This window comes from Streptosporangium becharense (assembly GCF_014204985.1).
Classification (GTDB): Bacteria; Actinomycetota; Actinomycetes; order Streptosporangiales; family Streptosporangiaceae; genus Streptosporangium; species Streptosporangium becharense.
Window position 1 is genome coordinate 3882710 of sequence record NZ_JACHMP010000001.1, and the last position, 23775, is coordinate 3906484.

7 protein-coding genes are annotated in these 23775 nt (G+C 75.0%); 4 read left to right on the plus strand and 3 right to left on the minus strand.

The window, feature by feature from the left end:
* Position 1: 1 nt before the first annotated feature.
* Entirely contained in the window at positions 2-1180 is a 1179-nt protein-coding gene (locus F4562_RS17140; RefSeq protein WP_184547391.1) for a LacI family DNA-binding transcriptional regulator, read from the minus strand.
* 282 nt (positions 1181-1462) lie between these two features.
* On the opposite strand from F4562_RS17140, the gene F4562_RS17145 reads away from it, so the two are divergent.
* The 4 genes from F4562_RS17145 to F4562_RS17160 all read left to right on the plus strand — a co-directional run bounded on the left by F4562_RS17145 (position 1463) and on the right by F4562_RS17160 (position 7436).
* Positions 1463-2710, plus strand: coding sequence for a sensor histidine kinase (locus F4562_RS17145; RefSeq protein WP_184854778.1), 1248 nt, complete (start codon positions 1463-1465; stop codon positions 2708-2710).
* A 410-nt stretch (positions 2711-3120) separates the two neighbouring features.
* Positions 3121-3819: a hypothetical protein gene (locus tag F4562_RS17150; RefSeq protein ID WP_184854779.1), complete on the plus strand. Its 699-nt coding sequence runs from the start codon at positions 3121-3123 to the stop codon at positions 3817-3819.
* Positions 3759-5528 carry an ABC transporter ATP-binding protein gene (locus F4562_RS17155; RefSeq protein WP_311734084.1) on the plus strand — a complete coding sequence of 590 codons (1770 nt, stop codon included), beginning with the start codon at positions 3759-3761 and terminating at the stop codon, positions 5526-5528. Before F4562_RS17150 ends, F4562_RS17155 begins: the two co-directional genes overlap by 61 nt.
* 45 nt (positions 5529-5573) lie before the next feature.
* Positions 5574-7436, plus strand: coding sequence for an ABC transporter ATP-binding protein (locus tag F4562_RS17160; RefSeq protein ID WP_184543471.1), 1863 nt, complete (start codon positions 5574-5576; stop codon positions 7434-7436).
* Positions 7437-7488: 52 nt separating this feature from the next.
* On the opposite strand, the gene F4562_RS17165 is transcribed toward F4562_RS17160, so the two are convergent.
* Both F4562_RS17165 and F4562_RS17170 read right to left on the minus strand, forming a co-directional pair.
* Positions 7489-7713 carry an MbtH family protein gene (locus F4562_RS17165; RefSeq protein WP_184543469.1) on the minus strand — a complete coding sequence of 75 codons (225 nt, stop codon included), beginning with the start codon at positions 7711-7713 and terminating at the stop codon, positions 7489-7491.
* On the minus strand, positions 7710-23753 hold the full coding sequence (locus F4562_RS17170) for a non-ribosomal peptide synthetase (RefSeq protein WP_221207282.1): 16044 nt from the start codon (positions 23751-23753) through the stop codon (positions 7710-7712). Before F4562_RS17170 ends, F4562_RS17165 begins: the two co-directional genes overlap by 4 nt.
* Between the last annotated feature and the right edge of the window lie 22 nt (positions 23754-23775).

Consider the following 23775-nt stretch of genomic DNA (forward strand, 5'->3'; position numbering starts at 1 on the left):
CTCATGCTCCTGTCTCGTCGCCGGTGCGGTCACGGGCGGGGTGGCCGGCACGGTCGCCGGTGCGGTCACGGGCGAGGTCACCGGTCCGCTCGTCGCGATCGCCGGTCCGGTCACCGGCCGTCGCTCCGGCGGGGCCACCGGCCCGGCCGCCGCGTTCGCCCGGCGTCGCGGGTGGCGGGCCGGAGCTGTCCCCGACCACCAGCCGGCAGGGCACCAGCCGCTGGTGGGGGGTGTCGTCGCCGCTCTGCAACCGGTCGATCAGCATCCGCACCCCGAGTCGGCCCAGCTCCGAGCTGGGCGGCTCCAGCGTGGTGAGCCGGGGATGGAACATCTCCGCGACCCTCGCGGAGGACAGCACCAGCATCAGGGTCAGGTCCTGCGGGATCCGCCAGCCCCGTGCGGCGACGGCGGCGAGCACGCCGACCGCGGCGTGGTCGTTCATCACGGCCAGCGCGGTCACGTCGGGACGCTCGTCGACCAGCCGGTCGAACGCCCGTCGGCCCTCCTGTGCCGAGTCGGCGTGGAGGCCGCCGACGTAGTCGATCCCCGCCCGCCGCGCCGCCGCGGCGAACTCCTCACCGGTGCGGATGGTCGGGCCGTACTGCGGGGAGTACGCGTTCGAGGAGTGGTTGAGGAAGGCCAGCGTTCGGTGCCCCAGCCCCGCCACGTGTGCGACGGCGTCCTGGGCGGTGCGCGCGAAGTCGATGTCGGCGTAGCTGGTCGAGCCGGGATCGCGGGTACGCCCTATCATGCTGAACGGCACCCCCGCCTCCGTCAGGAACGCCGTCCGCTCGTCGTCGAGGCGCACCTCCATCAGCAGCACGCCGTCGATCAGGCCCAGCCCGGTGAGGTAGCGCAGCTCCTTGACCGGGTCGGTGTTCTCCGGGGAGAGCATCAGGTGGTAACCCAGCTCACCGGCCGCCTCGGCGGCACCGGTGGCGAACTGCATCTCGGTGAGCCCGAAGCCGCTGTGCGGCGCGGGGAACAGCAACGCCAGGATGCGGGTCCGCTTGCTCACCAGCCCCCGGGCCAGCAGGTTGGGGCGGTAACCCAGCTCGGCCGCGGCCCGCTCGATCCGGGTCTTGGTCTCCGCCGCCACCGGCCGGGTGCCGTTCAGCGCGGCGGAGACGGTGCTGACCGCGACCTGTGCCCGCTTGGCCACGTCACGTAACGAAGTCATGCCACTCCGACCTTGGGCTGCCCGGCGCCGGAAGCTGCCGAGGCGGTTGTCGAAACGTTTCGCAAACCGTAGAGTCGGGTTTGTGGAGATGTCAATGGCGTTACAAAGAGCGTCCTGAACATGTCCGGCGGACAACGGTGAAGGCCGGCCGAGGTGCACCCGCCCCCACCTGAGACCCGCGATCCCCCACCGGCCGCGGACCGGAGGGGTAGGGAAATCCCCACCCCGGGATGCCTGTGGGCAGGATCGAGTGGCGGCCCGGTGACTCATAGCGTTGACCCCATGAGATCCCTCGTGCATCGCCTCGGCGCCGACACGCGCTACCTGCTCCTCGGTTTCCCGCTGGCCGTGATCGCCTTCGCCCTGACGGTGGTCGGTTTCGCCGCCGGAATCGGGACGGTGGTCGTGTGGGTGGGCGTGCCGGTCCTGGCGATGACGTTGATGCTGGCCAGGGGGTTCGCCGACGTCGAGCGGAGGATGCTCACCGAGGTGCTGGACCGCCCGGTCGCCCGGCCGCGCTACCGGCCGGCGCCCGAGGGGGCCGGCTGGTTCCGCAGGATGGCCAACCCGCTGACCAACGGCCAGTCATGGCTGGACCTGCTCCACGGCATCGTGGCCCTCCCGATCGCCGCCGTGACCTTCACGTTCACGGTGGCCTGGTGGGCCGGGACGATCCTCGGCCTCACCTCCCCGCTCTACGGCTGGTTCACCGCCTCGATCCCCGGTAACCAGGGGCTGGCCCACCTGCTCGGGTTCGGTGACAACACCGCGGTCGACGTCGTGATCAACACCGTCATCGGGGTGCTGTTCGCCCTGACCCTGCCGGTGGTCGTGCGCAGCGCCGCGCTGCTCCAGGCCGGGCTCGGCCGGGCCATGCTCACCGGCGTCGCCGAGCTGCACGAGCGCATCGACGACCTGGCCGAGGGCCGGGCCGCGGCGGTCTCCGCCGAGGCCAACGCGCTGCGCAGGCTGGAGCGCGACATCCACGACGGCCCCCAGCAGCGCCTGGTCTCCCTGGCCATGGACCTCTCCCGGGCCCAGCGCCAGCTCAAGCGCGACCCGCAGGCGGTGCAGGAGATGCTCGACCAGGCCATCACCTCCACCCGCGAGACCCTCGACGAGCTGCGTGCCCTGTCGCGCGGCATCGCCCCGCCCATCCTCAGCGACCGCGGGCTGACCCCGGCGCTGGCCGCCCTGGCCGGCCGCTCGCCCATCCCGGTCGAGCTGGACGTGCAGGTCACCGGGCGCTTCACCGCCGCGATCGAGAACACCGTCTACTTCGTCACCGCCGAGTCGCTGGCCAACGCCGCCAAGCACAGCCGCGCCACGGTCTGCACCGTCACGCTGAGCCGGACCGGTGACACGCTGATGCTCACCGTCGGGGATGATGGGGTCGGCGGCGCCCATGTCGCCAAGGGACATGGTCTGTCCGGTCTGGCCGACCGCCTCAGGGCGGTGGACGGCGAGCTGACGGTCGATTCACCCGTCGGCGGGCCGACGGTCATCGTGGCGGAGGTTCCGTGCGGGTGACCATGCCCCGGTGAGAGCGCGGGTGACCATGCCCCGGCAGGAGCGGGGGCGACCGCACTCCGGCAGGAGCGGGGGCGACCGCACTCCGGTGAGAACGCGGGTGACCGCACCCCGGCGGGGATACCGATGACCGCGCTCCGGTGAGGATGACGGCCTGCCAGCCGAACGGGGGAGTCCTGGACGATCTGTCGTCCTCGGGGCTCCCCCGTCCGCTGTTTTTAGGTTAGCCTTACCTCATTTACATGATCGGAGGGGCCGTGGACACGACCGGATCCGCGCTGCTGGCCGACGAGCGGCTCACCGAGACGGCACCGGGACCACTGGAGCCGCCGAGAACACCAGAGCCACCAGAATCGCTAGCGCCGCCGGGATCGCCGAGGCCCCCAGAGCTGCTGGAGCCGGCGGGGCCATTGGGACCGCTGGAGCCGTTGGCCGCGCGCCTGCGCGCCGCCGCCGAGGCCGGGCTCTCCCCCGCCCTCGCCCCCGGGCTCCGTGCCGAAGGGCCGGGCTGGTACGCGGCGTCGGAGCTGGCGGCTCCGACGTACCACCGGCTGAGCGAACTGGTCGAGGAGATCCGGCGCGAGCAGGAGGCGCCGCTCCACGTGGCCGCCGCCCTGTGGTGGAAGGGTTTCGCCTACTGGACCACGTTTCCGGTCGTCATGGGATGGGCGATCAACCGGCACGTCCCCCTCATGACCGCGGAGAACACCGTTCTGCACTCGTCGCCCGGGGAGCCCCGCCTGCGGGTCGGACTCGGCGAACCGCTCGCGGCCACCGGCGGGGCCGCCGAGCTCGGTGCGATCATCCGCGAGACGTTGCTGGAGGACCTGCACGCCCCGATCGTCGAGGCGCTGCACGCGCTCACCCGGACCGGGCGGCGCGGACTGTGGGGTTCGACGGCCGAGGCGTTCGCCCACCCCCTCGTCTCCTACGCCCGGGACCTGCTCGACGATCCCGCCGACGCGGCGGCGACCCTGCTGCGCTCGACCGGAGGCCCGGTGACCGGACTGCTGGAGACGCCTTCGATGCGCCGGCGCACCTGCTGCCTGTGGGTGACGCTCCCCGGACGCGACGCCTGCTCCACCTGCTGCGCGGTTCGCCGCGGATGACCGGAGGAGCGGGAGTGCCGGTCGAGGGCCGCGACGTCCTGCGTCGTGCGATCACCGGGCAGTGGCGGCACACGGCCGGCGGGTCCGTCCTGGCCGCCGGCCACCAGGCGTGTGAGGCCCTGGTGCCCGTGATGGTCGGGCTGGTCATCGACAGGGCCATCGCGACCGGTGACGCCGGGGAGGTCGCCCGCTGGATCGCGGCCCTGGCCGTGGTCTTCGCCGTGCTGTCCCTCAGCTACCGTTTCAGCTTCCGCCTGGCCGAGCGCGCGTCCGAACTGGCCGCGCACGATCTGCGGACCGAGTTGGCGGGCCGGGTCCTGCGGGCCAGGGGCGGCGCGGAGACCGGGCGGCTGCCGGGTGAGCTGGTCGCGGTCGCCACGCAGGACGCCAAACGGGTCGGCGCCGTGAACGTGGCCGTCGCCTCCGCGATATCGGCGCTGGCCGGGCTGCTCGCCGGGGGCGTGGCGCTGCTGCGCGTCTCCGTACCGCTGGGCCTGCTCGTCCTGCTGGGAACCCCTCCCCTGTTGCTGCTGGCGCACCTGCTGGGCAGGCCGCTGGAGCGGCGCAGCGGTGACGAGCAGGAGCGCGCCGCGCACGCCTCGGGCGTGGCCGCCGACCTGATCGCCGGGTTGCGGGTGCTCAAGGGCATCGGCGCCGAGGCCGCGGCGGTCGGCCGTTACCGGCGCACCAGCCGCGACTCGCTGGCCGCCACCTTGCGGGCGGCGCGGGCCCAGGCATGGCATGACGGCGGCATGCTCATCCTGACCGGTGTCTTCATCGCCGTCGTGGCCCTGGTCGGAGGCCGGCTCGCCGCGCAGGGTGAGATCAGCGTCGGCCAGCTGGTGGCGGCGGTCGGGCTCGCCCAGTTCCTGCTCTCCCCGCTGTCCATCCTCTCCTGGGCCAACGGTGAACTCGCCCAGGGACGCGCGTCGGCCGCCCGGGTCGCCTCCGTGCTGGCCGCGCCGCCCGCGGTGACCGGAGGTGACGGCACCCTGCCGCAGGACGTCCGGGGCCGGATCCGGTTGCGCGAGGTCACGCACGACGCGCTGCGCGGGCTGAGCCTCGACGTGGCACCGGGTGAGCTGGTGGGCGTCGTGACGGCGGACCCCGCGGTCGCGGCCTCGCTGCTGCGGGTGCTGAACCGCACCGCCGACCCCTCCTCCGGCGTGGTGGAACTGGACGGCGTACCGCTGTCCGGTCTCGATCCCGCCGAGGTACGCCGCGCCGTCGTCGTCGCCGAGCACGACGCCGACCTGTTCGAGGGAACCCTGCTCGGCAACGTGACCGCCGCCGTGCCCCCGGACGCGGCCCCGGACACGGTCGAGGCGGCGATGGCGGCCGCGGCGGCCGACGAGATCGCCCGGGTCCTGCCGCACGGCGCCGCCACCGCGCTCACCGAGCGGGGCCGGTCGCTGTCGGGCGGGCAGCGTCAGCGGGTGGCCCTCGCCCGTGCCCTGGCCACCGGCGCCCCCGTCCTGGTCCTGCACGATCCGACCACCGCGGTCGACGCGGTCACCGAGGCCCGGATCGCGGACGGGATCCGAAAGGTCAGATCCGGGAGAACAACGATCATGGTGGTCACCAGCCCGGCGCTGCTCGCGGCGGCCGACCGAGTGGTCTTCGTGGACGGCGGGGCCTCGACCGCGGAGGGCACGCACGCCGAGCTCGTCCACGGGGACGAGGCCTACCGGACGACGGTCCTGGCCTGACAGCGCGAGGGTCCGGTGCAGGATCCGGTGGAGGAGAGCACACAGATGACGACGACCACGGCACCGCACGCCGGAGAGCGGGAGCTGCTGCCCACCGCGACCCCCGCGCAGACCCGCGCGGCCGTGCGCGAGCTGGCCCGCCCCCACCGCCCGGCGGCCCTGGGCGGCTTCGCGGTTCTCACCGTCTCGACCGGGGTGGGGTTGCTCACCGCCCCGATCCTCGGCCACATCATCGACCTGGTCGCCGGAGGGCGGCCCGCCGACGCGATCACCGTCCCGGTCGCCTGGCTGGCGGCGATCGCGGTCGTGCAGGGGGTTACCGCGGCGGTCGGCGTCTCCCTCATCGCCCGGCTCGGCGAGGGCATGCTGGCCACGCTGCGGGAGCGTTTCGTGGAGCGGGCGCTGCGGCTCCCCCTGGAACGGGTCGAGCGGGCCGGGTCCGGAGACCTGACCTCACGCGTCACCAACGACGTCTCGGTGATCACGAACGCGGTCCGTGACGCGATGCCGGCCTTGGCCCGTTCGCTGCTGACGATCGCGCTGACCCTGGTGGGACTGGCGATCCTGGACTGGCGGTTCCTGCTCGTGGCGCTCGTGGCCGTCCCCATCCAGGCGCACACGGTGCGCTGGTACGCCCGCCGGGCGGTCCCCCTGTACACCGCGCAGCGCGTCGCCGTCGGCGCCCAGCAGCAACAACTGCTGGACACGGTCGGCGGGGCGTCCACCGTCCGGGCGTTCCGGCTCGCCGACGAGCACGTCCACCTCGTCGGCACCCGGTCACGGGCCGCGGTGGACCTGGCCCTGCGCGGGGTCCGGCTGGTGACGCGGTTCTACTCCCGCCTCAACCTCGCCGAGTTCGCGGGCCTGTCGGCGGTGCTGGTGACCGGTTTCCTGCTGGTGCGCGGCGGCGACGCCAGCGTCGGGGTGGCCGGAGCCGCCGCGCTGTACTTCCACAGCCTGTTCACGCCGATCAACATCGCGCTCGGCCTCGCCGACGACGCGCAGGCCGCCGTCTCGGGCCTCGCGCGGCTGGTCGGGGTGGCCGGCGCCGCCGCCCCGCCGCTCCCGGCCCCGCCCGCGGCCCTTCCCCCAGCCCCGGCCTCCACCCCGGTCCCGGCCCCGGCCCTTCCCACCGCGCCGGCGGTCCGTGTCCGCGGTGTCGAGTACGCCTACCGGCCCGGTCACCCGGTGCTGCACAGCGTGGACCTCGACATCGCCCCCGGAGAACGGGTCGCCCTGGTCGGCACGAGCGGCGCGGGGAAGACCACACTGGCCAGGATCGTCGCGGGCGTCCACCGGCCCGCTGCCGGCTCGGTCACCGTGGACGGGGTGGAGGTGTGCGGACCGGACCCGGCGACGACCGGACGGTCCGTCGCCCTGGTCACCCAGGAGGTCCACGTCTTCTCCGGCCCGCTCGCCGACGACCTCCGGCTGGCCCGGCCGGAGGCGGACGACGACGAACTGCGGTCCGCCCTGGAACTGGTGGGGGCACTGGAGTGGGCTCGGGCGCTCCCCGAAGGACTGGACACGGTGGTCGGGGAGAACGGCCACCGGCTCACCCCCGCCCAGGCGCAGCAACTGGCGCTCGCCCGGCTCGTCCTGGCCGACCCCCCGGTGGCCGTGCTCGACGAGGCCACCGCGGAGGCCGGCAGCGCCGGTGCGCGACTCCTTGAGGCGTCGGCCGCCGCCGCGGTCGCCGGCCGGACCGCGCTCGTCGTGGCGCACCGGCTCACCCAGGCCGCGGCGGCCGACCGCGTCGTGGTGCTCGACGGCGGGAGGGTGGCCGAGATCGGCACGCACGCCGAGCTGATCCGCGCAGGCGGCGGCTACGCGGCCCTGTGGGAGGCGTGGTCGGACGACCGGGAACCACGACCGGGAGGACCGGTGGGCCTGCCCCGGCAAGGGTGAGGGCTCCGCCCCGGATCTCCCGGGGCGGAGCCCTCGTCCGCGTGACCGGCGGTCAGTCCCGCGTGGCCTCGCCCATGGCCCGCGCCAGGCTGCGGGGACGCAGGTCCGTCCAGTTCTCCTCCACATACCGCAGGCAGGCGTCGCGGGAGTCCTCGCCGAAGACCCGCTCCCAGCCCGCCGGGATCCCGGCGAAGGCCGGCCAGAGCGAGTGCTGGCCCTCGTCGTTGACCAGCACCAGGTAGCGGCCCTCGGGGTCCTCGAACGGGTTGGTGCTCATGAGTCGTTCCTCCTCGGGTCGTCGTGGGCGAGCGGCCGGTCGGGATCGGCCACCGCCGTCTTCAGGATGCGGACCAGGTCGTCCGCGAGCCGCCGGACCGTGTTCCGGTCGAACAGGCCGGTGTCGTACTCCAGCAGGCAGTCCACCGGCCCGTCACCGTGCGGTTCGAAGAAGCTGAGCGCCAGGTCGGCGTTGAGCGCTCCTGTCGGGACCGGTTCGAACGCGGCGTCGAGGTCCTCGATCCGCGACATCCGCGCCTGCTCGTGGTGGACGAGCATCACCCTCGGCGCCGGCAGGCCGAGCTCCCGGGCGACCCGGTCGAACGGGACGTCCTGCCGGTCGAGAGCCGCCAGGTCGGTCTCCCGAACCCGCGCGAGCAGCTCGCGGAAGGTGGGGTCGCCACCGGTGTCCGTGCGCAGCACGACGGTGTTGAAGAAGCACCCGACCAGGTCGGTGAGCGCCTCCTCGGTGCGGCCGGCGACGAGCGAGGCGATCGGCAGGTCCGTTCCGGCGCCGTGCCGGGTCAGCAGGGCGGCCAGCGCCGCCTGGAGCACCATGAACATGCTCGTGCCCGTCCGGACGGCCAGGTCGTCGACGTCGCGGTGCAGGTCCGGGTCGAGGACGAAGGGCACGTGGTCCCCGCCGCCGGGTGCCTGTCCGCGCGGCCGGTCGTACGGCAGGGCCGGGTCGAGCGGCAGCCCGCGCAGGGTCCGCCGCCAGTAGTCCAGCTGCCGGTCGGCCAGGCCGGCGAGCGTCCCGTGAGCCCAGGACGTGTAGTCCGCGTACGTCACCGGCAGCGGGTCCCACACCGGCGCTGCACCCCGGACGCGGGCCGCGTAGGCGACGGAGACGTCGCGCACCAGCGGCACGACCGACCACTCGTCGACGCCGATGTAGTGCATCGTCAGCAGGAGCGCCTGGGCACCGGATCCGTCGGTGAGCAGCCGGGCACGCAGCGGCGGGCGGCCGGTCAGGTCCGGCCGCTCGGCCGCCAAGGCACGCAGCCGGTCGTCGAGGTCGTCGACCCGGACGGATTCCAGCCCCAACCCGGCGGGCTCCTGGACCGGCCGGCCGTCGCGTTCGGCGAAGGCCGTGCGCAGCGGTTCGTGGCGGGCGGCGACGTCGGCGAGCGCCTCGGCCAGCGCTCCGGCGTGCAGGCCGCCGCCGGGTGAGCGCAGCGCGAAGGCCATGTCGTACGGCCCCCCGTCCCGGTGCCGGGTCCACTGCCACTCCTGGGGCGGGGCGACCGCCGGGATCCGCGGCCCGTCGGCCGCACGCGACGGCGCCAGCCGCGGCCGCCCGCCGCGCGCGCCGTCCAGCCGTTCGGCCAGCGCCGCGACCGTGGGCGCCTCGAAGACGTCCCGCAGGGCGAGGTCGGCGTCCAGCAGCGTGCGGACACGGCCGAGCAGCCGCATCGCGGACATGGAGTGGCCGCCCAGGGTGAAGAAGTTGTCGTGGACGCCGACCCCGGGCAGTTCGAGCACCTCGGTGAAGAGCTGCGCCAGCGCCTGCTGCCGCCCGGTCGTCGGGCGGGCGTCGCCGGTCAGCGCCGACCAGTCGGGCGCCGGGAGCGCCCGGCGGTCCAGCTTGCCGTTGGGAGTGAGCGGCAACGGCCCGTCGAGCACCACGACCGCGGCCGGGACCATGTAGTCGGGCAGCAGCCTCGCCACGTGGGTGCGCACCTCGGCCGGGTCGGGCGGCGGACCGTCCTGGTCCCGGGCGGGGACGGCGTAGCCGACCAGCCGCGGCTCGGTCGCGCCGCGGTCGACCACGACGGCCGCCTGGGCGACCCCCGGGTGCCGGGTCATCGCTCCCGCGATCTCGCCGGGCTCGATCCGGAAACCGCGGATCTTCACCTGGTCGTCCGCCCGGCCGAGGAAGTCGAGGTTGCCGTCGGGGCGCCAGCGCGCCCGGTCGCCGGTCCGGTACATCCGCGTCCCGGGCGGGCCGAACGGGCAGGCCACGAACCGTTCCGAGGTCAGGTCGGGCCGTCCCAGGTAGCCGCGGGCGAGCCCGCGGCCGGAGACGTACAGCTCCCCGGCGACACCGGGCGGCACCGGCCGCAGTCGCTCGTCCAGCACGTACGCGCGGGTGTTGGGGTCGGGGACGCCGATCGGCACCGCCCCCGTCCAGCCCGGTTCGGCGGGCCACAGCGTCGAGTTCACCGTCGCCTCGGTCAGCCCGTACGCCGCCAGCAGCCGCAGCCGCCCGGCCCACCGGGCGATCACGGCCGGTGGCACGGTCTCGGTGCCCACCAGCACGGTGGACCCCTCCGGCAGGTCGCAGTCGGCCGGAAGGGCCGCGACCAGAGAGGGCGGCAGGATCGCGTGGGTGATCCGCTGCCCGTTCATGAAGTCGGTCAGCTCCCGGCCGGGCACCCGTGCCTCGTCGGGGACGAGCACCAGGCAGCCGCCGTGGCACAGTGCCATGGACAGCTCGAAGATCGTCACGTCGAACCCGATGGAGGCGAACTGCAGCACCCTGCTGTCCGGGGTGAGGCCCATCCGGTCGACGGCCGTCGCCACCAGGCTGGCGATCCCCTCGTGCGGGACGAGGACGCCCTTGGGGCGGCCGGTCGATCCCGAGGTGTAGATGACGTAGGAGGCATGGTGCAGGGTGACGGGCGCCGGTGGTCCGTCCTCCCCCGGTTCGGCGAGCCGGGCGGCCACCTCGGGGTCGTCGAGCGGCAGCACCCGCACCCCGTCCACCTCGGGGATCTTGCCCGCGACCTGCTGGGTGGCGACGACCACCTCCGCCCGCGCGTCGCCGAGCATGTACGCCAGCCGGTCGGCGGGGTGGGCCAGGTCCAGCGGCAGGAAGGCGGCGCCGAGCTTGTTCGCGCCGAGCATCGCCGCGACCATCTCCACCGAACGCGGCACCGCCACCCCGACCACGCTCTCGGCCCGCACCCCGTACCGGGTGAGCAGCCGGGCCATCCGGTCCGACAGGGCGTCCAGCTCCGCGTAGGTGACCGTGCGCGGCCCGTCCACCACCGCGGCGGCAGCCGGACGCTCGCGTACGCACCGCCGGAACATCCCGACGAAGGTCTCCTCGGGCACCACCCGGTCGGTCCGGTTGAAACCGGTCACGACCCGCTCGCGCTCGTCATCGGTGAGCACGTCGATCCGGCTGACCGGAAGGCCGGGGTCGGCGGCCACCGCTGTGACGAGCGCGGCCAGCCGGTCGCCGAGCACCGCGACCGTCCCGGGGTCGAACAGGTCGGAGCGGTACTCGATCAGGCAGGTGATCCGGCCGGTTCCGGAGTCCTCGGTGAAGGCGAAGACCAGGTCGAACTTGGCCGTGCGCACCTCGACCGGCTGCGGCAGCACCTCCAGCCCGTCCAGCGCGAAGTCGTCGCCGGTGCGGTTGCGGTAGCCGACCATCACCTGGAACAGCGGGTTGCGGTCGGGCGAGCGCACCGGGTTGAGCTCCTCCACGACGGCCTCGAACGGCACGTCCTGGTTGGAGAAGGCCGCCAGCGCGCTCTCCCGGACCCGTCCCACCACGTCGGCGAAGGTCGGGTCGCCCGACAGGTCGGTGCGCAGCACCAGGGTGTTGACGAAGAAGCCGACCAGTTCGTCCAGCGCGCCGTCGGTGCGGCCGGAGATCGGCGCGCCGAGCGGGATGTCGTCACCGGCGCCGAGGCGGTGCAGCAGCGCGGCGACCGCCGCGTGGCACGTCATGAACATGCTCGCCCCGGCCCGCTGGGCGATCCGCCGCAGGCGCTCGCAGTCCGCCGGGTCCAGCTCGACCGCCAGTTCCCCGCCGGCCGGGCTCGGCCGCGCCGGGTGGGGCCGGTCGGTGGGCAGCTCCAGCCGCTCGGGTGCGCCGCGCAAGATCTCGGCCCAGTGGGCGAGCTGACGCGCGGCCAGGCTGCCGGGGTCGGACCGCTCGCCGAGCAGCCGCCGCTGCCACAGGGTGTAGTCGACGTACTGGACCGGCAGAGGCTCCCAGCCGGGGGCCCGCCCGCTGCGGCGGGCGGCGTAGGCGGCCGACAGGTCCCGCAGGAACGGGCCGTCCGACCACTCGTCGGTGGTGATGTGGTGCAGCAGCACCACCACCACGTGCTCCCGCGGACCGAGCCGCACGACCGTGGCGCGCACCGGCGGTTCGGCGGCGAGGTCGAACGGGCGGGTGACGACCTCCGACAGCAGGCCGCCCAGCCGGTCCTCGTCCGCGTCGACCACCTCGACGGCCGGGTGGGCCTCCCCGGCCGGCAGGACGTCCTGGAACGGGCGGCCCTCCCGCTCGGCGATGCGGGTGCGCAGCGTCTCGTGCCGGTCCGTCACGTCGGCCAGCGCGGCGCGCAGCGCCTCGACGTCGAGTTCGCCGCGGAGCCGCATCACCAGGGGGAAGTTGTAGAGCGCCGACGGGCCCTCCAACTGCTCGATCACCCACAGGCGCTGCTGGGCGAACGACAGGGGCGGCTCGTCCGGGCGGCTCCCGGCGGCGACCAGCGCCGGGCGCCCCACGGCACCCGCCGCCTGCGAACCGGCGACCCGGGCAGCCAGCTCGGCGACGGTCGGCGCCTCGAACAGGTCGCGGATCGCCAGCTCGGCGCCGAGCGCGGTGCGGGCACTGCTGACCAGCCGGGTGGCCAGCAGGGAGTGCCCGCCCAGGTCGAAGAAGTCGTCGTCGACGCCGACGCCCTCCACGCCGAGCAGCTCGGCGAACAGCCCGCACAGGACCCGCTCGTGCCGCGAGCGGGGCGGGCGGCCGCGGGTGCCGGCGGTGACCTCCGGCCGGGGCAACGCCCGCACGTCCAGCTTGCCGTTCACGGTGAGCGGCAGCCGCTCCACCGCCATGAGCGCGGCCGGGACCATGTATCCGGGCAGCCTGGCCTTCAGGGCCTCCCGCAGCAGCGCGGCGAGCTCCCCGGCGTCCGCGGGCCCGTCCATGAACCGGCCCGCGGGCCCGCCCGTGGACTCGCCGGTGATCCCGCCCGTGGGCCCGTCCGCGGGCACCACGTAGCCGACCAGCCGCTTGGCGCCGCCCGGGCCGGAGCCGTCGGCGACGACGGCCGCGTGCGCGACCAGCGGGTGCTCCTCCAGGGCCGCGGCGATCTCGGCGGGTTCCACCCGGTAACCGCGGATCTTCACCTGGTCGTCGGTGCGGCCGAGGAAGTCGAGGTTGCCGTCGGGGCGACGGCGTACCAGGTCGCCGGTGCGGTACATACGGGCGCCGGGCTCACCGCTGAACGGGTCGGCGACGAAACTCGCGGCGGTCAGGCCGGGCCGGCGATGGTAGCCGCGGGCCAGGCCGACACCGCCGATGTACAGCTCACCCGGCGTTCCCGGCGGGACGGGACGCAGGCCCGAGTCCAGCACGTAGGCGCGGGTGTTCCAGATCGGCCGCCCCACGGTGGGTGTGGGGCTGTCGCCGGTGGACGCGCCGAGCGTGTTGATCGTGTACTCGGTCGGCCCGTACAGGTTGTAGCCGAAGGTCCCCGGGGTGTCGCGCAGGGTGGCCCAAACGGTGTCGGACACCGCCTCACCACCGAGCAGCACCAGCGGGGGCCGGTGCCCGTCGAGCAGGCCCTCGTCGATGAGGTGGTGGGCGTAGGTCGGCGTCACGTTGACGACGTCGACGCGTTCCCGGTCGCAGTAGGCCACCAGGGCCTCGGCGTCACGGCGCAGGTTCTCGTCGCAGACGTGGACCTCGTGCCCCTCGACCAGCCAGAGCAGTTCCTCCCACGACATGTCGAAGGCGAAGGAGACCGTGTGGGCGATGCGCAGCCGCCGCCCCCCGGCCGCCGCGATGGCCGGCTCGAAGATGGCCTCGCGGTGGTTGAACTGCATGTTCGTCAGGCCGCGGTAGGGGGTGACGACCCCCTTGGGGCGGCCGGTCGACCCCGAGGTGTAGATCACGTAGGCGGGGTGTTCCAGCCGGTGCGGCAGGTCGCGGGCGAAGGCGGGCCGCTCGGCGTCGTCCAGGGCGTCGCCGGGCAGCGCCGCCAGCGCCGCCACCGTGTCCGGGTCGTCCAGCAGGACCTGCTCCACCCCGGAGCGGGGGAGCGTCGCGGCGACCTCCGCGGTGGTCACCACGCACGCCGGTGCGGTGTCGGCCAGCATGAACCCCAGACGTTCCGCCGGGTACTCCAGGTCCAGCGGCAGGTAGGCCGCTCCCGTCTGGAGGACGGCGAACAGCGCCGCCACCATGTCGGCCGAGCGGGGCAGGGCCAGCGCGACCACCCGTTCCGGTGCCGCGCCGCGGGCCAGCAGCAGGCGGGCCAGACGGTTGACACGGGCGTCGAGGTCGGCGTAGGTCAGCCGCTCGGCGCCGAAGACCAGGGCCACCTCGCCGGGGGTGCGCGCCGCCTGCTCGGTGAGGAGCTCGGCGACGGTCAGCGCGGGCAGCGGCCGCCTCGCCGCGTGCCACTCCGCGTCCAGGTCGCGCCGCTCGGCCGGCAGCAGCAGGTCGAGCCCGCCGACCGGGCCGGGCAGGCCGTCCAGCAGCCGGCCGAGGAGCGCGGTGAAGCGCTCCAGCAGCGCGGCGGCGTCGTCCGGCCGGTAGGCGTCGGGCCGGTAGGACAGCGTCACGCGCAACCGGCTCCCCTGGGTCACGATGAGGGTGAGCGGGTAGTGGGTGGCGTCCACACCGGCCACGTCCACGATGCCGTTGCGGCCGGTGAACGCGGTCATCCGCTCCTCGCCGCCGGCGTCGCGCAGCACGAAGAGCGTGTCGAAGAGCCGGCGGTGCCCGCTCTCGCGCTGGATCTCGCCCAGGCCGGCGTACTCGTACGGCATCAGCGCCACGCGCTCGTCCTGCAACCGCCTGAGCAGGCCGAGCACGGGCTCGCGCGGGTCGAGGGTGACCCGTACCGGGACCGTGTTGAGGAACATCCCGATGATGTTCTCCACGTCGGGGACCGCCACCGGCCTGCCCGCCACCGCGGCGCCGAAGACCACGTCGTCGCGGCCGACGGTGGCGGCCAGCACGAGTCCCCAGGCGGCGTTGAGCACGGTGTTGAGGGTCAGGCCGTGCTCGCGGGCCGTGGCGCGGAGCCGGTCGCCGAGCCGCGCGGGCAGCACGGTGTCGAGGTTCACCGGGATCACCGGGTGCAGGCCGTCGTCGGCGGGCCGCACGAGCGTCGGCTCGGCCAGCCCGGCGAGGGCACCGCGCCAGGCCGCGAGCGCCTCTCCGGCGGGCTGCGCGGCGAGCCAGGCGAGGTAGTCGCGGTAGGAGCCGGGGACGGGCAGACCCCGGTCGTCGCCGGACCGGTCGTAGAGCGTGAACAGCTGCTCCAGGAACAGCCACGCCGACCAGCCGTCCCACAGGATGAGGTGGTGGCTGACGACTAGCCGGTCGCGCTCGCCGAGCCGGATCAGCAGCAGCCGCATCAGCGGCGGGCTCGACAGGTCGAACCTGCGGGTGCGGTCCTCGGCCAGCAGTTCGGCCACCTGCTCGTCCTGCTCGGCGGTGCCCAGGTGGGACAGGTCGATCTCACGCAGCGGCGGCGTCAGGACGGTGCCGACGAACTGCGCCGTCCGGGGCAGCCCTTCGGCGGTGAAACCGGCGCGCAGGCTCGGGTTGCGCGCCAGCAGGGCGGAGCAGGCGGCGCGGAGCCGGTCGGCGTCGATCCGTCCGGCGAACTCGAAGACGTCCTGGGAGGTGTAGACGTCGACCGCGCCGGTGTCGTAGCTGGAGTGGAAGAAGATCCCCTCCTGGAGCGGGGAGAGCGGCCAGATCTCCTCGACCGGGACGGGACTGGTCCGCCGCACCCGCTCGGCCTCCTGCGGGGTGAGCCGGAGCAACCCTGCCTCCTCCGGCCGGCCGGTGCCGGCCACGCCGCCGGGACCCACCGCGCGGTCCGCCGCGGGCAGCGCCGCCGCCAGCGCGGCGGGGGTGCGGTGCGCGAAGACGTCGCGGGGGCTGAGCGGCAACCCCGCCCTGCGGGCACGGCCGGAGACGGCGATGGAGGCGATGCTGTCGCCGCCGAGCACGAAGAAGTCGTCGTCCGGCCCGGCGCCGACGCCGAGGACGTCGGTGAAGATCTCACACAGCAGCGCCTCCCGGCCGGGACGCGGCGCCCGGCCGCCGGGCCGGATCTCCGCAGCCGCGGCGTCCGGCACGGGAAGGGCCGCGCGGTCCACCTTGCCGTTGGGCGTCAGCGGCAGGCCGTCGAGCACGACGACCGCGCCGGGGACCATCGGCGCCGGCAGCGCCGCGGTCAGCGCGGCCCGCAGCGCGGCGCCGTCGAGCCGGGCTCCGGCGGCCGGCACCGCGTAGCCGGCCAGGCGCGCCGCGGTCCCCGCCCCGTGCGCGACGACCACCGCGCGGGCCACGCCGGGCTGGGCGGCGAGCGCCGCCTCGACCTCGCCGAGTTCGACGCGGTTGCCGCGGATCTTCACCTGGTGGTCGCTCCGCCCCGCGTACTCCAGCGCGCCGTCCGCGCGCCGCCGCACCAGGTCGCCGGTGCGGTACATGCGCGTGCCCGGCGGGCCGTACGGGTCGGCGACGAAACGCTCGCCGGTGAGCCCGGCGCGGCCGTGGTAGCCGAGGGCGAGCTGGTCGCCGGCGATGTAGAGCTCTCCCGGCACGCCCACCGGGACGTGCCGCAGGCAGCAGTCCAGGACGTACAGCCGGGTGTTCCACACCGGCCCGCCGATCGGGACGCCGTCGCCCCCGGACGGCTCGTCCCCGTCCCACCAGGTGACCTGGACGGTGGCCTCGGTGGGCCCGTAGCAGTTGTCGACCGGCACGCCGGTCAGCTCCCGCCACCGGCGGGCCGGGCCCGCGGCCAGCGCCTCGGCGCCGCCGAAGACCTTGCGCAGGCTTCCCGCCCAGGACGGGTCCGCCGTCACCTCGTCGGTGTCCAGGAACGCCTGGAGCATCGAGGGGACTATGTCCAGGACGGTGACGCGCCGATCCCCGATGAGACCGGCCAGGTACACCGGGTCGACGTGCCCGCCGGGCTCGGCCAGCACGACGGCGCCGCCCGAGCACAGCGGCCAGAACAGCTGCCAGACCGAGGCGTCGAAACTCGCCGACGCCTGCTGGAGCATGCGGTCTCCGGCCCCCATCCGGAACTCGCCCTGTGCCCACGCGAGGTGAGCGGTGATCGCCCGGTGCGTGACCACGACACCCTTGGGCCGGCCGGTCGACCCTGAGGTGTAGATGAGGTAGGCGGGATCATCGGGCCCCGCAGGACGCGGGAGCACGACCCCCGCCGGGACGGGCCCGGCGGTGTCGCCCCCGGTGGCGTGCCCGCTTCCGGCGGTGTCACTTCCGGCCACGTCGCTTCCGACGGCACGTTCACTCCCGGCGGCATCGCTTTCGACGGCGTCGCCCCCGGTGACGTCGCCCCCGGTGGCGTGCCCGCTTCCGGCGGCGTCGATGAGGATGCGCTCCACCCCCTCCGTCCCGGGGAGGGCGGCGGCCGCCCCGGCGGTGGTGACGACCGCGCGGGCGCCGCAGTCGGCGAGCATGAACGCCAGCCGGTCGGCGGGATACTCGACGTCCAGCGGCACGTACGCCGCCCCCGACTTCAGCACGCCGAGCAGCGCGACGACCAGGTCGGCGGAGCGCGGGACCGCCACCGCCACGAAGTCACCCGGACCGGTCCCGCGGGCGGCCAGCCGCCGGGCGAGGTCCTCCGCCCGGCGGTCCAGCTCGGCGTAGGAGACCTCCCCGTCGGCGATCACCGCCGTGGCGTCGGGCGAGTCGGCGACCCGCGCGGCGAAGGTCTCCACCAGCGTCGTCTCCGGGACCGGCACGACCTTCCCGGCGAGTGGCGCCCGCTCCCGCTCCGCCGCGGGCAGCACGTCCAGCCGCCCGACCGGCCGGTCGGGGTCGGCGACCATCGCCTCGATCAGCTGCGCCAGCCCCGCCGCCAGCTGCCGGGCAGTCTCGGCGTCGAAGCGTCCGGTGTCGTAGTCCAGCCGCAGGTCCAGCCGCGATCCGGGCACGACGGTGAGGGACAGCGGGTAGTGGGAGGCGTCCCGGACGTCGACCCCGGTGATCTCGACGGTGCCGTCCGGGGCACGCAGGTCACCCGGGGCGGGATAGTTCTCGACCACGACGAGCGTGTCGAACAGCCCCCGCGTGTCCGGGCCGGTGAAGCCGGCGAGCCGCTGGATCTCCGCCAGGCCGAGGTGCTGGTGGTCGAGCAGGTCCGCCTGCGCGTCCTGCAGCCGGGCCAGCAGGTCCGCCGGCCGCTCGCCGGGCTGCCACGTCACCCGCACCGGCACCGTGTTGACCAGCAGGCCCGCCATCGACTCGACGCCTTCGACGTCGGCCTGGCGGCCGGAGACGGTGGTGCCGAACACGACGTCGCGGCGGCCGGTGAGGCGGCCGGCCAGCAGCCCCCACGCACCCTGGACGACGGTGCCCAGCGTCAGCCCGCGCACCCGTGCCCACCCGGTCAGTGCGGCGGTCGTCTCCTCGGTGAGCTCCCGGCGGACCTGCCCGGCCGGTCCCGGAACGGTGCCGGCTGCCGTGCTGGTGCCGGTGCCGGCTGCCGTGCTGGTGCCGGTGCCGGTGCCGGTGCCGGTGCCGGTGCCGATGCCCGCCAGGAGGGTGGGCTCCTCCAGCCCGTGCAGTGCCCGCCGCCAGGCGTCACGCGCCGCCCGGTGGTCGCGTGAGCGCAGCCAGGAGAAGTACTCCCGGCAGCGGCGGAGCGCGGCACCGTCCCCGCCGGCACCGTCCCCGCCGTTCCCGGCCGGGCGGCCCGCCAGCAGGTCACGCAGCATGATCGGCACCGACCAGCCGTCGGCGACCAGGTGGTGCAGGGTGAGGACGAGCCAGTGGCGGCCGGTGCCGCGAACCAGGGCGCCGCGCAGCAACGGCGGGGCGGCGAGGTCGAAGCGGTGCGCGCGCTCCCGCTCGGCGACGGCGCGGGCGGTACGCGCCGCCTCGTCGTCGTCCGGCGCGTCGACCTCCTGCCACGGCACCGTCACCTCGCCGGGGACGAACTGTACGACGCGGCCGTCCGGACGCTGCCGGAACCCCGCGCGCAGCAGCGGGTGCCGTTCCAGCAGGCCCCGCACCGCCTCGCGCAGGGCGGCACCGTCGACGGCGCCGGTCAGCTCGACGACCTGCTGGACGGTGTACACGTCCGGGGCGCCGGCGTCGAAGAGCGCGTGGAAGAACAGGCCCTGCTGCAACGGTGTGACCGGCAGGACGTCCACCGGGCCCCAGGCCGCTTCCAGCTCGTCGATCTCCTCCTGGTCCACCTCCACCAGCGGGAAGTCCGACGGGGTGCGTCCCCCGGCGCCAGGCTCGGCCGCGTGCGCGGCCAGGCCCCGCAGCGCCTCGATCCAGGCCCCGGCCAGCGCGTCCGCGTCGGCGGGGTCGAGGACCTCCTCCGGCCACGACCAGGTCGCGCTCAGCTCCGGCCCCGAGGCGCCGTCGCGGACGACGGCGTTGACCTCCAGGGGGTGGGCCAGCGGCGTTCCCGGGTGCCGTCCGGCCGTCAGCGGCTCCGTGTCGGCCGGGGACTGCCAGTCCCCGTCCCCGTCCGCCCGGAAGCGGCCCAGGTAGTTGAAGAGCAGCTGCGGCGCGGGGCCGCCGGTCAGCGCGGCGGCCGTCTCCGCGTCCAGGTGCCGCAGCAGGCCGTACCCGAGACCGGATCCGGGCACGGCACGCAGCTGCTCCTTGATCCGCTTGAGCACGCGTCCGGCGGCGGGCCCGCCGGCCCGGAACTCGTCCCAGTCGAGGTCGCCCGGGTCGAGCCGGACCGGGAAGACGCTGGTGAACCAGCCCACGGCGCGGGTCAGGTCGGCCCGCGCGGCCTCGCCGCCGAGGTCGTCCGGCTCACGCCCGTGGCCTTCCAGCTCCAGCAGAAGCCCTCGCCCGGCGCCGGCCGGCCCCCTTTCCCGCCGGAAGCGGGCGACGGCCACGGCGAGGGCCGTCAGCAGGACGTCGTTGACGGTGGCGTGGTAGGCGGCCGGGAGGCCGGTGAGCAGCGGGGCGGTCGTCTCGCCGGGCAGCGACACGGTCAGTGAGCGCTCGCGCTCCGCCGTGTCGGTCGCCGGGTCGAGGGGACGCCGGCCGAGCGCCGGGGCGGGTTCGCGCAGCATGTCCCGCCAGGCGTCCAGCTCGGCCCGGCGGGAGGCGGTCCGGGCGTCCTCGGTCAGCAGCCGGGCCCATCCGGGGAACGAGGTGCCGACCGGCGGCAGGTCGGCGGGGGAGCCCTCGGCGAGAGCACGGGCGGCCTGGGCGAGGTCGGAGATCAGGATGCGCCACGACACACCGTCGACGACCAAGTGATGGGCGACCAGGAGCAGCCGCCCGGGGGTGTCCCGGCCGGCGTCGAGCCAGACCGCCTGGAGCATCCGGCCGGATTCGGGGGCCAGGCGTGCCACGGCCCGCTCGCGTTGCGCGGCGACCGTCTCGCGCGAGGGGGTGCCGGTCTCGACCCGGGTGATGAGGTCGGCGGCCCGGACCGTGCCGGGCGGCGGCACCTGAAGCGTCCACTCGCCGTCGCGCAGCAGCCGGGCACGCAGCATGCCGTGGTGGTCGAGCACCGCCTGCAGGGCGGCGGCGAGCAGGTCGGGGGTGAGGTCCGCCGGGACCCGCAGCTCCACCGACTGGTGGAAGCCGTCGACGGGACCGCCGCTCTCCCGCAGCCGGTGGATGATCGGCGTCGCCGGCACGGTGCCGACACCGGGGTCGTGCGTCGCCGGCACCGGAGCCTCACCGCCCCGCTCGCGGGCGAGCGCGGCGACGGTCCGGTGCCGGAAGACGTCACGGGGGGTGATGTCCAGCCCGGCGCGCCGGGCCCGGTTCACCAACTGGATCGCCACGATGCTGTCGCCGCCGAGCTCGAAGAAGCCGTCGTGCACGCCCACCGCGGGCAGCCCGAGCACCTCGGCGAACAGGCCGGCGAGGAGACGCTCGGCGGGCGTGGCGGGGACGGCGTCGCCGGTCCGCGCGGTCCAGTCGGGTTCCGGCAGGGCCCGCTTGTCGAGCTTGCCGTTGGGGGTGAGCGGCAGCACCCCGTCCAGCACCACGATCGTGCCGGGCACCATGTGGTCCGGGAGCGTGTCCGCCGCCAGTTTCCGCAGCCCCGCCACGTCGACGCCGCGGGCCCCGGTCCCGGAGGTCCCCGCGGTGACGTAGGCGACGAGCCGTCTGACGCCGCGGTGGTCCTCCCGGGCGACGACCGCCGCCTGCGCGACGGACGGGTGCGCCATCAGCGCGCTCTCGACCTCGCCCGGCTCGATGCGGTGGCCCCGGATCTTGAGCTGGCCGTCCTGGCGGCCGAGGAAGTCGATGTTCCCGTCGGCGCGCCAGCGGGCCCGGTCGCCGGTGCGGTACATGCGCGTGCCCGGCGCTCCGAACGGGTCGGGGACGAAGCGTTCCGAGGTCAGACCCGGCCTGCCGAGGTAGCCGCGGGCCAGGCCACGTCCGGAGACGTACAACTCGCCCACGGCGCCGGGCGGCACGGGCCGCAGCGCGGAGTCGAGCACGTAGCAGCGGGTACCCGGGTCCGGAACGCCGATCGGGACCGGGCCGGGCAGGTCGGGGTCGGCGAGCCAGAGCGTGGAGTTGACGGTCGCCTCGGTCAGGCCGTACGCCACCACCACCCGCATCCGCCGCCCCCAGCGGGCGATCAGCTCGGCCGGGACGGCCTCGGTGCCCACCACGAGCACCCCTCCGGCGGGCAGCTCGCACTCGGCGGGCAGCGCGGCCACCAGCGACGGCGGCAGGATCATGTGGGTGGCGCGGTGCTCGGTGAGGTAGCCGGTCAGCTCGTGGCCGGCGACGCGCCGCTCGGCCGGTACGACGACGGCGGTGCCGCCCACGCACAGCGACATGACGAGGTCCCAGACGGCGACGTCGAAACCGACCGAGGCGAACTGCACGACCCTGCTGCCGGCGTCCACCCCGAGCCGTTCGACGGCGGTGGCGATGAGGCTGCCGATGCCGTCGTGGGATACCACGACCCCCTTGGGACGCCCGGTCGATCCCGAGGTGTAGATGACATAGGCCGCCCGGTCCAGCCCCGTCCCGGCGACCTCGGTGAGGTCCGCGCCGTCCAGCGCGGCGAGTTCCGCGGTGACGGCGGGGTCGTCCAGGAGCAGGGGCGGCACGGGAAGACCGGAGAGGTCGGGGAGGTCACCGAGGAGAGCGGTCACGGAGACGACGGCACGTGCCCGCGCGTCCTCGACCATGAACCTCACCCGGTCCTGCGGGTGGTCCGGGTCGAGGGGGAGGTAGGCGGCGCCCGCCTTCATCACGGCGAGCAGTGCGACGACCATGTCGGCCGAACGCGGCACGGCGACCGCGACGACGTCCTCGGTGGTCACGCCGCGGCGGCGCAGCGACCGCGCGAGGCGGTTGGCGCGGCCGTTGAGCTCCGCGTACGACAACCGCTGCGACTCGCAGACCAGGGCGGTCGCGTCCGGCGTGCGGGCCACCTGCCGCTCGAACGCCTCGGTCCAGGACAGTTCCTGGACCGGGGGCAGGGTGCCGGCGAACCGGGTGAGCACCAGCCGGCGTTCATCGTCGGTGGCCAGGTCGACGGAGCCCAGCGGCCGGTCCGGGTGGGCGGCCATCGCCTCCAGCACCGCCAGGAGGCGCTGTTCGTGCCGGGCGAGCTCGTCGGGGTCGCAGACGTCCGCGTCCGCGTCGAGGTCGATCCGCAGGCCCTGCCCCGCGGGCCGGTCGTAGACGGCGACGGACAGGTCACCGACCGGGCCGAGGGACAGGTAGTGGACGGTGCCGGGCAGGTCGCCGAACCGCATCTCCTCGTGGAACGGCATGACGTTGACGGTGGGGCCGATGAGAGCGCGCAGACCCTCGGCGCGTCCCAGCTCCCTGGCCAGGTCCTCGCCGCGGTAGCGCGCGTGCGCGGTCAGTTCGCGGATCCGCTCGGCGACGTCCCGGACGAGTCCGGCGGCGGTCGTGCCAGGCCGCACCGTGAGCCGCAGCGGCAGGACGTTGGACATCAGGCCGGTGGTGTTCCGCAGCTCGGCGTCCGGCCGGGCGGTCACCGGCAGGCCGAGCACCACGTCCTGCTCGCCGGTGACCCGGTGCAAGTAGGCCGCCACGGCGGCGACGGCCAGGCGTGACAGGCGGGTCCCGGCGGAGGCGGCGGCCTCGTGGAGCCGCTCCGCGCGCTCGGCGGGCAGTTCCACGGTGCGCCGCAGGGTCCGGGTCGCCTGCGCGGGCGGGCACTCGATCAGGCGGGCGGGTTCCTCGGGCAGACCGGTGAGCCGGTCGTGCCAGAAGTCGCGGTCCTGCGTGTACAGCGCCGATCCACGGTAGTCCGCGTCGGCGGCCACCAGGCGGCTCAGGGTCCACTCGGGCGCGGACGCGGTGCCCGCTCCGGGCTCGGTGCCGGTTCCGGGCTCGGTGCCGGTTCCGGGTTCGGTGCCGGTTCCGGGTGCGGTGCCGTCCCCCGGCGCCGCGCTGTACAGTTCGGCGGCCCGGTGGATGAGCCGCAGGATCCCGTAGCCGTCGGTGAGCAGGTGGTGGTAGCGCTGGTACCACCACAGGCCGCGCTCACCCAGCACCAGCAGCGCGTGCGTGAACAGGGGGCCGCGGGCGAGGTCCGCGGCGCGGGCCATGTCCGCGTCCATCCAGGCGCGGGCCGCCGCCTCCGGGTCGGGCTCCGCGGTCAGATCCAGCACCGCGGGCGACCAGTCGCCGGGGGAGCGGAGCACCTGGACGGGCTTCCCCCGCTCCTCGGCGAAGACCGCGTGCAAGGGCTCGGCCTCCCGTACGGCGCGGCCCACCGCTGCGGCCAGCCGTGACACATCAGGCATGCCAGGTATCTCAGGTGTTCCGGGTGCCTTACGCACCCCGAGCACGCCGGGCTCTCCGGGCATCTCATGCACCCCGGAAACCCTCGACGCTCCGGGAACCTCGGGCACTCCGGAAACCCTCGACGCTCCGGGAACCTCAGGCACTCCGGGAACCTCGGGCACTCCGGACGCCCCGGAGGCGGAGGCGTCTCCCACCCGCCCGGGGAACTCGACGTAGCAGCCGATGTTGTAGGCCGGGCTGTCCGGCTCGATCTGCTGGGCCAGCCATATTCCGGTCTGCGCTCCGGTCAGAGGCAGCGCGAACCCGTCACCGAACATCGTCTTCATGCCTTCCGTACCCTGCCGCGGT